This is a genomic window from Pseudomonas sp. GOM7, assembly GCF_026723825.1.
Taxonomy (GTDB): Bacteria; Pseudomonadota; Gammaproteobacteria; order Pseudomonadales; family Pseudomonadaceae; genus Aquipseudomonas.
The window spans coordinates 3,803,057-3,815,899 of sequence record NZ_CP113519.1 but is presented as its reverse complement, the minus strand read 5'-3'; the positions used below and the strand labels follow the sequence as shown (position 1 = coordinate 3,815,899).

Genomic DNA, 12,843 nt, shown 5'->3' with positions numbered 1-12,843 from the left:
CGGCTGGCAGGAGCCAACGACTGGGCGTTCGTCGCGCACACCATCATCAACGCATCGTCAAACGCGGGAGATTTACAGGATGAAGACCTCGCTCGCTCTTGCAGTGGCCGTACTGAGTGCGGCTTCGCTGGCGACCTGGAGCCTTTGGCCGGTGCAGGCCGAGGAGGCTGAGGTGCACAGCATGCCCAAGGTGAAGGTCGCCTTGAGCAGGGTCGAGCGCCAGGACATGCCGCGCTACTACAACAGTGTCGGTACCCTGGAAGCCGTCACTCAGGTGCAGGTGAGCGCAGAAGTGCCGGGCAGGGTTGCCGCCCTGCATTTCGACTCGGGGCAGCGCGTCGAGGCCGGGCAACTGTTGATCAGCCTCAATGACGAGCCGGAGAAGGCGCAAAGACGACGCCTGGAGGCCGTGCTGCGCAATGCCGAGCAGCGTCTGCAACGCATTTCCAGACTGGCGCCCGGTGGTGCGGCCACCCGCGAGCAACTCGACCAGGCCCGCGCCGACCGTGATGCGGCCAGAGGGGAACTGGATCAGGTCAACGCGCTGATCGCGCAGAAGAACATCCGTGCGCCATTCAGCGGCGAACTGGGCATCCGCCAGGTTCACCTGGGGCAATACCTCAACCCTGGCGATCCCATCGCCAACCTCAGCGACAATCGCCAACTGCGGGTCAACTTCTCGCTCGACGAGCAGGCCCGTACCGAGCTCGAACTGGGGCAAAGCGTCGAGCTGCGCTTCCATGCACGCCCGGATCAGATCTTCGAGGCGCGCATCAATGCCATCGACCCGATCCTCGACGAGGCGCGGATGATTCGCGTCCAGGCCAGCCTGGACGGGGGCGACAACCATCTTGCTTCCGGGATGTTCGCCGATGCCCGGGTACGCCGCCCGAGCCGTGGCAAGACACTGAGCGTTCCGCAGACCGCCGTTGTGGCGACCGCCTATGGCGATATGGCGTTCGTCGCCCGCGAGCAGGACGGCGTGCTGCGTGCCAAGCGCGTGGCGGTACGCACTGGTGGCGTGTGGAACGGCCGGGTGGAGATCGTCGAAGGGCTGCAGGCGGACGATCAGGTGGTGGTCTCCGGGCAGAACAAGCTGAGCGACGATACGCCCCTGGAAGCGCTGCCCCAGGACAGCCTGGCCGCTGCCGCCGGGCAGGGGACGCGGTCATGAAGTTCACCGACCTGTTCATCACGCGGCCGGTTCTGTCGCTGGTGGTCAACGCGCTTATTCTGTTGCTGGGGGTGTTGGCGCTGGAGCATCTGCCGATCCGCCAATACCCCTTGCTGGAAAATGCCACCATCCGGGTGACCACCGAATACCCAGGGGCACCGGCCGAGCTCATGCAAGGCTTCGTCACCCAACCGATCGCCCAGGCGCTGGCCTCGGTGGAAGGGGTGGATTACCTGAGTTCCTCCTCGGTTCAGGGCAAGAGCGCAATCGACGTGCGCCTGCGCCTGGGGCAGAACTCGACTCAGGCACTGGCCGAGGTCATGGCCCGGGTCAACCAGGTACGCTACCGCCTGCCGGAAGAAGCCTACGACCCGGTGATCGAACGCTCCAGTGGCGACTCCACCGCGGTCGCCTACGTTGGCTTCTCGAGCAAGGATCTATCCGCCCCGGCGCTGACCGATTACCTGTCGCGGGTGGTGGAGCCGATGTTCTCCTCCATCGATGGCGTGGCCAAGGTGGAAATCTTCGGCGGCCAGCGCATGGCGATGCGCCTCTGGCTCGACCCGGCGCGCCTGGCCGCGCGCGGTCTCACCGCCGAGGAAGTGGCAGCGGCGATTCGTGCGGAGAACTACCAGGCCGCGCCCGGGAAGGTCAAAGGTCAGTACCAGGTTTCCGGTATCGAAGTGGATACCGATCTGACCAGCGTCGAGCAGTTCCGGGAGATGGTGATACACAGCGATGCACGTGGCCTGGTGCGGATCAAGGACGTGGGGACCGTCGAGTTGGGCGCGGCTGCCAGCGAAACCAGCGCCTTGATGGACGCCCAGCCGGCGGTTCACCTGGGGGTGTTCGCGGCACCGCGCGGCAACCCGCTGGTGATAGTCGAGGGGATCAAGCAGCATTTGCCGGAAATCCGCAAGACGCTGCCGCCCGGCGTCGAGGTCGAGCTGGCATTCGAGACCGCGCGCTTCATCCAGGCCTCCATCAATGAGGTCATGCACACCCTGATCGAGGCGCTGTTGATCGTCGTGGTGGTCATCTACTTCTGCCTCGGCTCGTTTCGCACGGTGCTCATTCCGATCATGGCCATCCCCCTGTCGATGCTTGGTGCCGCCGGGCTGATGCTGGCCTTCGGCTTCAGCATCAACCTGCTGACCCTGCTGGCGATGGTGCTGGCCATTGGTCTGGTGGTGGACGATGCCATTGTCGTGGTGGAAAACACCCATCGGCACATGGCCGAAGGCAAATCGGCTGTGGTCGCGGCCCTGCTCGGCGCGCGGGAAGTGGCCGGGCCGGTGATCGCCATGACCCTGACCCTGGCTGCGGTATACGCCCCGATTGCCTTCATGGGTGGGCTCACCGGTGCGCTGTTTCGCGAATTCGCCCTGAGCCTGGCCGGCGCCGTGCTGATCTCCGGTATCGTGGCTCTGACGCTTTCGCCGGTGATGGCCTCCATGCTGCTGCGCAACGATCATGAGAGCCGCGTGGCGCAGGCCGCGAACCGCTTCTTCGAGTCGCTCGCGCAGCGCTATGGCAACCTGTTGGAGCGCTCGCTGGCGCATCGAGGTATTTCCCTGGTGGTCGCCGTGATCGTGCTGGTCAGCCTGCCCTTGCTCTACCAGCAGTCGCAGCGCGAACTGGCGCCCGTGGAGGATCAGGCGAGCATCCTCGCCGCCATCAAGGCGCCGCAGTACGCCAACCTGGCCTATAGCGAACTGTTTTCCCTCAAGCTCGACGAGGTTTTCCAGGAACTGCCGGAAACCACCAGCCGCTGGATCATCAATGGCACCGACGGGCCGGCCACCAGTTTCGGCGGTATCAACCTGTCTGCCTGGGATGAGCGCGAGCGCGACGCCTCGGCGATTCAGGCCGAGCTTCAGCAGAAGGTCGGTGCGGTGGAAGGCACCAGCATCTTCGTCTTCCAGTTGCCGCCCTTGCCGGGTTCCACGGGTGGCATGCCGGTGCAACTGGTGCTGCGCACCTCGCAGGATTACCGCACGCTGTATGACAGCATGGAGACGCTGAAGCGCAAGGCCCGTGAAAGCGGCCTGTTCGCTGCGGTGGACAGCGACCTTGACTTCAACAATCCGGTGCTGCGCCTGCGTGTCGACCGTGACAAGGCCAATGCCATCGGCGTGCGCATGAGCGACATCGGCCAGTCCCTGGCCGTGCTGGTCGGCGAGAACTACGTCAATCGCTTTGGCTTTCAGGGGCGCTCCTATGACGTCATCCCGCAGGGCACCCGCGAAATGCGCATGAGCGCCGAAGCCCTCGGGCAACAATACGTGCGTAGCCGCGAAGGGCGACTGGTGCCGTTGTCCTCCCTGGTGCAGGTGGAGGAGAAGATCGACCCCAACAAACTGACCCAGTTCAACCAGCAGAACTCGGCCACGCTGCAGGCCATTCCCGCACCCGGGGTCAGCCTCGGTCAGTGCGTGGATTTCCTGGAGAAGGCCAGTGCCGATCTGCCGGTCGGCTTCACCCTGGACTGGCAGGCCGATTCACGGCAGTACGTCCAGGAAGGCAATACCCTGGTATTAGCCTTTGGTCTGGCGGTGATCGTCATTTATCTGGTGCTGGCCGCCCAGTACGAGAGCCTGGTGGACCCCTTGATCATCCTGTTCACCGTGCCCTTGTCGATCTGCGGTGCGCTGATTCCCCTGGCCCTGGGGCTGGCGACGTTGAACATCTACACCCAGATCGGTCTGGTCACCCTGATCGGCCTGATCAGCAAGCACGGTATTCTCATGGTGGTCTTCGCCAACGAGATACAGGTCAGGGAAGGGCTCGACCGCCACGCCGCCATACTGCGTGCTGCGCGCATTCGCCTGCGCCCGATCCTGATGACCACCGCGGCGATGGTGGTGGGCCTCATCCCGCTGCTGTTCGCCAGCGGGGCTGGCGCGCACAGCCGGCAGGGCCTGGGGCTGGTGATCGTCTGCGGAATGCTCGTGGGTACCGCCTTCACCCTGTTCATCCTGCCCACGGCCTACAGCTTGCTGGCCCGAGATCATCGGGCGCTGGAACTCGATCCAAGAACCGTCGAGTTGAAGCATGTAACGCAATGAGGCACTGCCAGGCGTCTGGCGACCACCCACGACCTCGCTTGGCGCCTTGGCATAAGCCGACTTTCCTCTGATTCGTTGGTCAGCTCGTTCTTTCCGGGGTTCTTGGGAAGGTATACTCGGCGCGCCGGACAACAATCAGAGCCTGATGAAATGACGCAGATTTCCGAACGTCTCCTCGTTCAAGCCCATCTCGATGCCAAGCAGCCCAAGCCGCTGACGGCCGAGGAGGAGGCTGTCTATCGCCGCGAGATCGCCGCCGAACTGAAGAAACAGAACGCGGTGCTGGTGGCGCACTATTACTGCGATCCAGTGATCCAGGCCCTGGCCGAGGAAACCGGCGGTTGCGTTGCCGACTCCTTGGAAATGGCCCGCTTCGGCAACCAGCACCCGGCGCAGACCGTGATGGTGGCCGGAGTCAAATTCATGGGCGAGACGGCGAAGATCCTCAATCCGGAAAAGCGCGTGCTGATGCCGACCCTGGAGGCGACCTGCTCGCTGGATCTGGGCTGCCCGGTGGACGAGTTCTCGGCTTTCTGCGACCAGCACCCGGAGCGCACTGTGGTGGTCTACGCCAACACCTCGGCAGCGGTAAAGGCGCGCGCCGACTGGGTGGTGACCTCCAGTTGCGCCCTGGAGATCGTCGAAAGCCTGATGGACAACGGCGAGACCCTCATCTGGGCACCGGATAAGCACCTGGGCAATTACATCCAGCGCGAGACTGGCGCCGACATGCTGCTGTGGGACGGGGCCTGCATCGTGCATGAGGAGTTCAAGTCCAAGCAGCTCATGGACATGAAGGCACTCTATCCGGACGCCGCCATCCTGGTGCACCCGGAGTCGCCGCAGAGCGTTGTGGAGCTGGCCGACGCGGTGGGCTCCACCAGCCAGTTGATCAAGGCGGCGCAGACCCTGCCCAATTCCACCTTCATCGTCGCCACCGATCGCGGCATCTTCTACAAGATGCAGCAGTTATGCCCGGACAAGACCTTCATCGAAGCGCCCACTGCGGGTAACGGCGCGGCATGCCGCAGTTGCGCGCATTGCCCCTGGATGGCGATGAATACCCTGGAGCGTGTGCTGACCGGGCTGCGTGAAGGCACTGGCGAGATTCAGGTGGATCCGGCGCTGATCCCCAAGGCGATCAAGCCGCTCAAGCGCATGCTCGACTTTACCCAGGCCGCCAGGCTCAAGGTGGCCGGCAACGCCTGAGAGGAGCAGCGACAAGCTTCAAGCCACGAGCTGTAGCAGGCCGTTGAAAAACTGCTCCCTCTCCCATTTATGGGAGAGGGGAGGCAAACACGTAGCCCGGATTGCATCCGGGCTACTTCAGCTTGCCCAGTTCTGCGGCTCGTTGACCAGGTCGAGCAGGGCGCGTAGCCGTCCGTAGTCGCGGCCGTTGAAGGCGAAGGCCAGGCGCGTCAGGTGACGTAGCTCGGGTTCGTCGTGCTCCTGCTCGCACTGCTGCTGCTGGCTGAAACCGCCGCTCTTGCACAGCCTGGCGAAATCGCTGTTCAAGCGTTCCAGGGCTGCTTCGCTCAGTGGGTGGTTGAGGCGAATCACGAAGCGATCCTTGAGCCAGCGGCTGGAGTGGAAGTTGCGATAGAAGCGGGCAATTTCATCCACCGCCTCTTCGGGGCTGTAGACCAGGTGCAGCAGGTTCAGGTCAGTGGGCAGAATGTAGCCGTTGCCTTCGAGCTGGCGGCGGATGAAGCCCAAAGCATCCTTCCAATAGCTGCCGCCCGGCTGGTCGAGCAGTATCACTGGCACCAGCGGGCTCTTGCCGGTCTGGATCAGGGTCAGCACTTCCAGGGCTTCGTCCAGCGTGCCGAAGCCGCCAGGGCAGAGCACCAGGGCGTCGGCTTCCTTGACGAAGAACAGCTTGCGCAGGAAGAAGAAGTGAAATGACAGTAGATACTGGCTGTCGCGCATGGTGGCGTTAGCCGTTTGCTCGAAGGGCAGGGTGATATTGAAACCCAGGCTGTTTTCCGGGCCAGCACCTTCGTGGGCGGCGGCCATGATGCCGCCTCCGGCGCCGGTAACCGCCATCAGATCACGGCGAGCCAGCATCGCGCCCAACTCGCGAGCCTGCTGGTAGAGCGGGTGATCAGCCGGTGTACGCGCCGAGCCGAATACCGTGACCTTGCGTCGGCGCTTGAGCTGCTCCAGCACGGCAAAGGCCTTTTCCATCTCGCGCAGGGTCTGCAGCATGATCTTGGCGTCCCAGCGGTTGCGGTCGGCCTGTGCCATGCGGATCACGGTGGTGAGCATTTCCCGGTACAGCGGCAGATTGGGGCTGGCGTTGGGCACGCTGAGGTTGATCAGTTCGTCGAGCTTGCTGCTCAGATCGACTTCACTGGTTTGCACATGGCGCGACAGATAGTCGTCCGTTTCATAAGGCATGGACATGCTCCTTTTCTGCGGCCGACGCGAGCGGATCACGCTCGCGCCTTTTCCGGTTCCTTGATTATGGAGTGCTCGGAACATTGCCACAGTCAGGTTGCAGTCGGGCTGCAATCTTTTCGTAAGCGCGGGTTACAGGGCGATCTGCTCGCCTGGCTCGGGGATATTGGCGATCCAGTTCAGGTGCCCGCGCAGAGCCTGCTGCAGCGCCTGCATCTTTTCCAGTTCGCCATGCACCAGGTACAGCTCGGGGTGGTGCTCGAACTGGCTGGCCCAGTCGAGTAGCTGCGATTGTCCTGCATGCGCGGAAAAGCCACCCAGGGTGTGCACCTGGGCTTTCACCGCGATGCGCTGGTGCAGCACTTTCACTGTGTCGGCACCGTCGACGATCAGGCGGCCGAGCGTGCCGCTGGCCTGGAAACCGGGAAAGACCAGGTGGCAGTTCTCGCGCCACAGGTTGTGCTTGAAGTGGTGGACGATACGCCCGCCATTGCACATACCGGCCCCAGCAATGATGATCGCGCCGCTCTTGACCCGGTTGATCGCCATGGACTCTTCCACGGTTGGGGTGCAGCGCAGCACCGGTAGCCAGTCCTCGACGCGTTGTACCCCTTTGGCAGCCAAGGCAGCCCGATCCTTCTCGGCAAACTGCTCGTGGTAACGGCTATAGATGGCGTTGGCGCGAATGGCCATGGGGCTGTCGAGAAACACTGCCTGTTGCGGCAGCAGGCCTTGCTGATAGAAGCGTCCGAGGTAGTAGAGCAGATCCTGCGTGCGGCCCACGGCGAAGGAGGGGATCAGTACGTTGCCATCGTCACGGTGGGCTCGCTGGAGGATGTCGGCCAGTTCCTCGAGGGTGTCTTCACTGCAGCGGTGGTCGCGGTCGCCGTAGGTGGATTCGAGCATCAGCACGTCGGCCTCGTGCAATTGCGTGGGCGCTTGCATCAGAGGCGAACAGGTATTGCCCAGGTCGCCGGAGAAAACCAGGCGTCGGTGCAGATGATGATCCTCCACGCACAGCTCGACGATGGCCGAGCCGAGAATATGCCCGGCATTGTGAAAGGTCACATGGATACCCTTGGCCACTTCGCTGCTTTGACCATAGGGATGGCGGCGTGTCTGGCTGAGCGCTCGTTCGCTGTCGGCGATGGTGTACAGTGGTTTTATCGCTGGCTTGCCCTGGCGGGCACGCCAGCGGTTCTCCCATTCGGCGTCCTTTTCCTGCAGGAAGGCCGAATCCATCAGCATCAGCTCCAGCAGTTCGCAACTGGCCTCGGTGGCATGGATGGGGCCACGGTAGCCCTCGGCGACCAGACGTGGCAGCAGGCCGCTGTGGTCGAGGTGGGCATGGGAGAGCACGACGGCGTCGAGGCTGCGCGGATCGAAGGCAAAGGCGCTACGGTTGCGATTCTCATCTTCGCGTCGCCCCTGATGCATGCCGCATTCGAGCAGCACCCTGGCGCCATCGCGGCTTTCGATGAGGTAGCAGGAGCCGGTGACCTGTTGGATCGCGCCGAGGAAGGTAAGCAGGGCCATGGTTCTGTCCTTGTCAGGAGGGACTATCGAGCTTGGCGAATTCATGCTCGGCTGGTCTTGATGCAGGTCAGTTCGCCTTTATGACAATCCACGGGTACCCTCTGGCGAATGGCGATATCGAAGCGGCCCACTACGCTGATGTCGACTCGTTCACAGTCGGGTGTCTTGCAGCCGTTCGTCTGGGGAACTTGGGGAAAGTCTGACGTCTGATTTACTTGCAGAGACGGGAAAGCAGGCGTTGGCTTTACCCCTCTCTGGACATCGGCACCGTGCCTGTGGTGGAAGTCATATGGCAGATTGTTAACCGCACTTCGTGGCTATCGCGTACTGTTGGCGCGGCAGCCTTAGTGGTCGTAACGGATATTGAAGAGTAAAGGGGGGCAGGTATGCCCAAGCTGATCGTGGAAGTGGATGAAGAGCTTTACCAGATGCTGCAGGAAGCTGCACGGGTGAACCAGCTAAGCCTGGAAGACGAATGCCTGCGTCGTCTCGAAGGCGGCGTGCGTCGCTCGCGCTACATGGATGCGCTGCTGGCGGAATTGCGCGCCGGCGATGCGCAGCGTCGCGCTAAGGGCTGAGGGCGGACGCCACTCAGCCAGGCGGGCTGCTGGCACGGGCTGGGTGTGGCGCCGTCCGAGCGGTGTCACAGGCCGCAGTCGCTGCGCTCGAATACCTCGGTGGTGATCGGCCGATTGCTACGGTATTCGCTGAACTGGTAGCGCAACTGCGCGCCCTGGCTCAGCAGTTGGCGGTAACCCGGATTGCGGCAGACGCTGGCCGCTAGCTGGCTCCTGACGATGTCGGGATTGCCGCGCATTTTCGCCGCATGTGCCGGGCGCACGCTGAGGTGGTTGATCAGGGTGTGGCCATCGACGGTATAACCCTGATCGAGAATGTCTTCGTTGATCGCCCGCGGCGTGCCCACGCTGCTTTCCTGGGCGACCTTTTCCAGCGTTCGCGTCAACTCCATTTCCTTGAGTGATGCCGCCTGAGCGAGCGGAAGCGTCAGGCTGAGCGCGAACGCGGGAAGAATGTAACGCAGCATCTGGGTTGACTCCTGAAAACAAGGACAAGGGGTTGGACAGAATGGCGTGGCCATTGTTCGGCTGCTGGCCATTTGCTCGTAACAAAGCCGGTGTTACCAAATGAGACCTGATGGCATTTGGCTGTCAGTCGCCGTCACGACCAAAGGCTGGGGATCGTCCTCATAGTACGTCCGTCCGAAGAACTAGCCGCTGTGCAAGCGGCGTTCAAGACAGCGTGCAGTGCAGGAGAATAATAATGACAACTTTCTCTCGGCGCTGGCCATCGTCTCTGATGGCTGGCAGTTTATTGGTTTTGCCCTGCCTAGAGGTGCAGGCCTCCGGTTATCACTTCGGTTCCCAGTCCGTTGCCGCTCAGGGCACTGCCCATGCCAACGGTGCGGAAGCGGCTGACCCTTCGACCATTTTCTACAACCCGGCAGGCCTGGCACGGCTCAAAGGCACTCAGGTGACCTCCGGGTTGACCCTGGTGTTGCCCGATGGCAAGTACGAGGACAAAGGCAGTCGTGACGTATTCGGCAATCCGGTGCAGGGCGATGCCGGTGACTTCCTACCGGATGCGGCCGGGGCGCCGAATTTCTATGTCTCGCATGAGATCAACGACCGGGTGACCATCGGTCTGGGCATCTTCACGCCCTACGGCGCCAAGCTCGATTACAAGGAAGACTGGGCCGGACGCTACGGCATTCAGTCCGCCAGCCTGGAAACCGTGACCTTCAACCCCAGTATTTCCTTTCGCTTCAACGAACACCACAGCATCGGCTTTGGCGTCTCGGCGCAGTACATCAAGTCGATTCAACGTGGCGCTGCCGATGTGAAGGGGGCTTCGCGGCAGTTGGCCGGGCAGTTCGTCGATGCCAACTATGAAAGCACTCGTAACGCCGCCGATCCGATTCTGGGGCCGATCGTCGGCGGCATTGCCGGGGTTCCAGTGCCCGAGGAAATCACCTCCTGTCGAGGTGTGGCGGATCGCGATGGCTTCGTCGATTGCGTGGCGAACAACTTCGCCAACAACGTGCAGGGCGATGGCTATTTCCGCGTCAAGGGTGACGACTGGGGTTATGGCTGGAATATCGGCTACATGTGGGAGCCGACCGAGTCGACGCGCTTCGGCGTAGCCTATCGCTCGCATATCCGTCATACCCTGGAAGGTGAGACCAAGTGGAGCTTCGCCGATGTGCAGGGAGCCGTGCCTTCGCCTGCAACCTCATTGGAGGGTGGGTTCACCATCCCTCTCCTCAATATCTATGTGCCCCCCACGGACGCCTTGCAACAGGTCTTTGACGAGAACAACTGGGTCAACCCCGGCGACTTTGCCGCAACCCGCCTGCACCCGAACTCCACGGCCAAGACCGCCATCGATACCCCGGAAACCCTCTCGTTCAGCGCCTTCCATCAACTCAACGACAAGGTGGCGTTGATGGCTGACCTGACCTTCACTCGCCACTCCCGGCTCGACGAAGTGCGCATAGGGATCGACCAGGTTGCCGGTTATCCCTACTTCAATGGCGTCACCGAGGGTGATCTGGCAGTCAAGCAGGATTGGAAGGACACCTACAAGATTTCCCTGGGCATGAACTACCAGTACAGCGACGACCTGCTGTTGCGTACCGGGGTGGCCTACGACAAGTCGCCGGTCAACTCCCCCGAGTTGCGCCATCCGGCTTTCCCGGATGCTGACCGCTACTGGCTGTCCTTTGGTGCCAACTACAAGTTCACCCCCGATACCTCGGTAGATCTGGCCTACAGCTTCGTGCAGTTCTCCAGCGGCAAGATGGACTACCGCGACGGCTGTTCGCCTGCCGGCTGGGTGCCGGGCAGTGGCGGTCTGTACGTGGACAGTGGCGAACGCTGCACCGGCAATGGCGGTAATTACACGGGTGAATATCGCACGCGCATCCACTTCGTTGGTCTGGCGCTGAATCACAGCTTCTGAAGCCGGGCGGCAGGGGGTGTTAGACTTGCGCCCCCTTTGCCGGCCCATCGCGTCATGACCTTACCTTCTTCTCCTGCGCCTCAGCATGCCGTTGCCCGCCTGCGCGCCGAGCGTCTGGCGCGTAGCCTGAAACCCTTCATCGCCCGTGGCTCGCGAGCCGAGCGCTGCCCGGCCTGTCGCATCCAGCCGGCCTATTGCCTGTGCGCCTGGCGCCCGCAGGTTGCGGCGCAGTCGGGCATGTGCCTGGTGATGCACGATATCGAGGCGCTCAAACCAAGCAATACCGGCTGGCTGATCGCCGACGTGGTGCCCGATACCCACGCCTTCGGTTGGGCGCGTACCGAGGTGGATCCGGCCTTGCCGGCTCTGCTGGCCGAGCCACAGTGGCAGCCTTATCTGGTATTTCCCGGTGAATATGCCGGCCAGGAACGCGTGGTCGAGGAGGTCAATCTGGCGCCCGGCAAACGGCCTCTGTTCGTGCTGCTGGATGCCACTTGGACCGAGGCGCGCAAGATGTTTCGCAAGAGCCCCTATCTGGATGCGCTGCCGGTGCTCAGCTTCAAGCCGGAGCAGCTCTCGCGCTATCGCCTGCGCCGCTCGACGCGCGGCGACCACCTGTGCACTGCCGAGGTGGCGGCGTTGTGCCTGGAGCTGGCCGGCGATGACCAGGCCAGTGCCGCACTGGACGATTATCTGGATGCCTTCAGCCAGCACTACCTGGCAGCCAAGCGGCGCCTGCCGCTGGATCTCAACGACGCGCTGCACCGGCGTCTGCAGGCGTACCGCTGACGACCAGCGGTTTCGGCCACAACTGCGCGATCAGCATGCCGGCGAACATCAAGGCGCAACCCAGGTAGCCGCGCAAGGCCAGTACTTCGCCCAGCAGCAGGGCGCCGGCGATGGCGGCGAACACCGCTTCCAGCGACAGGATGATCGCCGCATGCGAGGCGATGGCGTGCTGCTGCGCCACCACCTGCAGGGTGAACCCGACCGCCACACCGAGCAGGCCACCGTAGAGGATGGCCGGTGCGGCGGCAAGGATGCCGTCTGGCGTTGCCGTCTCGAAGATCGTTGCCAGCAGCAGGCTGATCAGCGCGCAGGTGACGAACTGGATCAAGGCCAGGCGCAGCGGGTCATGACGGCTGGCGAAAAAACTCACCAGCAGCACATGGATGCCCCAGACGAAGGCGCCGGCCAGTTGCAGCCAATCGCCGGGCGCGACGCTGAAGCCTTCCCCGACACTGAGCAGGAACATGCCGAGCACCGCCAGGCTGGCGCCCAGCCAGATGCCCAGGCTGCTGCGCTGACCGATGAACAGACCGAGCAGCGGCACCACGATCACGTACAGTCCGGTAATGAAGCCGGAATTGGTGACGCTGGTGAACAGCAGGCCGACCTGCTGCAGATTGATCCCCAGCGCCAGTACCAGGCCCATGCTCACGCCGCCAAGCAATGTGCTGCGATCGAGCGCAGCGGGCCGCTGGCGCTTGCCGCGTTGCAGCAGCATCAGTACCGGCAGCAGGGCCAGGCAGGCGAGGGCGAAACGCAGGCCGGTATAGAGAAAGGGGCCGATGCTGTCCATGCCCAGGCGCTGGGCGACGAAGGCGCTGCCCCAGATCATCGCGGTCAACAGCATCAGCAGATCGGCACGCAGGGCGGGATTTGGCATGGCAGTTCTCGGTGCAA

Annotated in this window: 10 protein-coding genes; 6 read left to right on the top strand and 4 right to left on the bottom strand. The window is 62.9% G+C overall.

Annotated features, from left to right (window positions below; all coding sequences use genetic code 11):
• Positions 1-79: 79 nt before the first annotated feature.
• The 3 genes from OU800_RS16735 to nadA all read left to right on the top strand — a co-directional run bounded on the left by OU800_RS16735 (position 80) and on the right by nadA (position 5,451).
• A complete protein-coding gene (locus OU800_RS16735) occupies positions 80-1,174 on the top strand; it encodes an efflux RND transporter periplasmic adaptor subunit (RefSeq protein ID WP_268178457.1) in 1,095 nt (364 codons plus the stop codon).
• A complete protein-coding gene (locus OU800_RS16730; protein WP_268178456.1) occupies positions 1,171-4,242 on the top strand; it encodes a MexW/MexI family multidrug efflux RND transporter permease subunit in 3,072 nt (1,023 codons plus the stop codon). Before OU800_RS16735 ends, OU800_RS16730 begins: the two co-directional genes overlap by 4 nt.
• A 150-nt stretch (positions 4,243-4,392) precedes the next feature.
• Complete coding sequence (nadA, locus tag OU800_RS16725) at positions 4,393-5,451, top strand: quinolinate synthase NadA (protein WP_268178455.1); 1,059 nt, start codon at positions 4,393-4,395, stop codon at positions 5,449-5,451.
• Positions 5,452-5,568: 117 nt separating this feature from the next.
• On the opposite strand, the gene OU800_RS16720 is transcribed toward nadA, so the two are convergent.
• Positions 5,569-6,642, bottom strand: a complete 1,074-nt coding sequence (locus OU800_RS16720) for an LOG family protein (RefSeq protein ID WP_268178454.1) — start codon at positions 6,640-6,642, stop codon at positions 5,569-5,571.
• 132 nt (positions 6,643-6,774) lie between these two features.
• Entirely contained in the window at positions 6,775-8,178 is a 1,404-nt protein-coding gene (locus OU800_RS16715) for an MBL fold metallo-hydrolase RNA specificity domain-containing protein (protein ID WP_268178453.1), read from the bottom strand.
• A 386-nt stretch (positions 8,179-8,564) separates the two neighbouring features.
• Here OU800_RS16715 and OU800_RS16710 point away from each other — a divergent pair, with 386 nt between their 5' ends.
• On the top strand, positions 8,565-8,756 hold the full coding sequence (locus OU800_RS16710) for a hypothetical protein (RefSeq protein WP_268178451.1): 192 nt from the start codon (positions 8,565-8,567) through the stop codon (positions 8,754-8,756).
• Between the two features lie 65 nt (positions 8,757-8,821).
• On the opposite strand, the gene OU800_RS16705 is transcribed toward OU800_RS16710, so the two are convergent.
• The gene (locus OU800_RS16705) at positions 8,822-9,223 is read right to left on the bottom strand and encodes a quorum-sensing-regulated virulence factor family protein (protein ID WP_268178450.1); all 402 of its coding nucleotides are present in this window, start codon (positions 9,221-9,223) and stop codon (positions 8,822-8,824) included.
• Between the two features lie 236 nt (positions 9,224-9,459).
• Here OU800_RS16705 and OU800_RS16700 point away from each other — a divergent pair, with 236 nt between their 5' ends.
• Positions 9,460-11,157 (top strand): OmpP1/FadL family transporter, encoded by a 1,698-nt coding sequence (locus OU800_RS16700; protein WP_268178449.1) that lies wholly within the window; start codon positions 9,460-9,462, stop codon positions 11,155-11,157.
• Positions 11,158-11,211: 54 nt separating this feature from the next.
• The gene (locus OU800_RS16695; protein WP_268178447.1) at positions 11,212-11,946 is read left to right on the top strand and encodes a tRNA-uridine aminocarboxypropyltransferase; all 735 of its coding nucleotides are present in this window, start codon (positions 11,212-11,214) and stop codon (positions 11,944-11,946) included.
• On the opposite strand, the gene OU800_RS16690 is transcribed toward OU800_RS16695, so the two are convergent.
• Positions 11,906-12,826 carry a DMT family transporter gene (locus OU800_RS16690; RefSeq protein WP_268178446.1) on the bottom strand — a complete coding sequence of 307 codons (921 nt, stop codon included), beginning with the start codon at positions 12,824-12,826 and terminating at the stop codon, positions 11,906-11,908. The genes OU800_RS16695 and OU800_RS16690 overlap by 41 nt on opposite strands.
• Positions 12,827-12,843 lie beyond the last annotated feature (17 nt).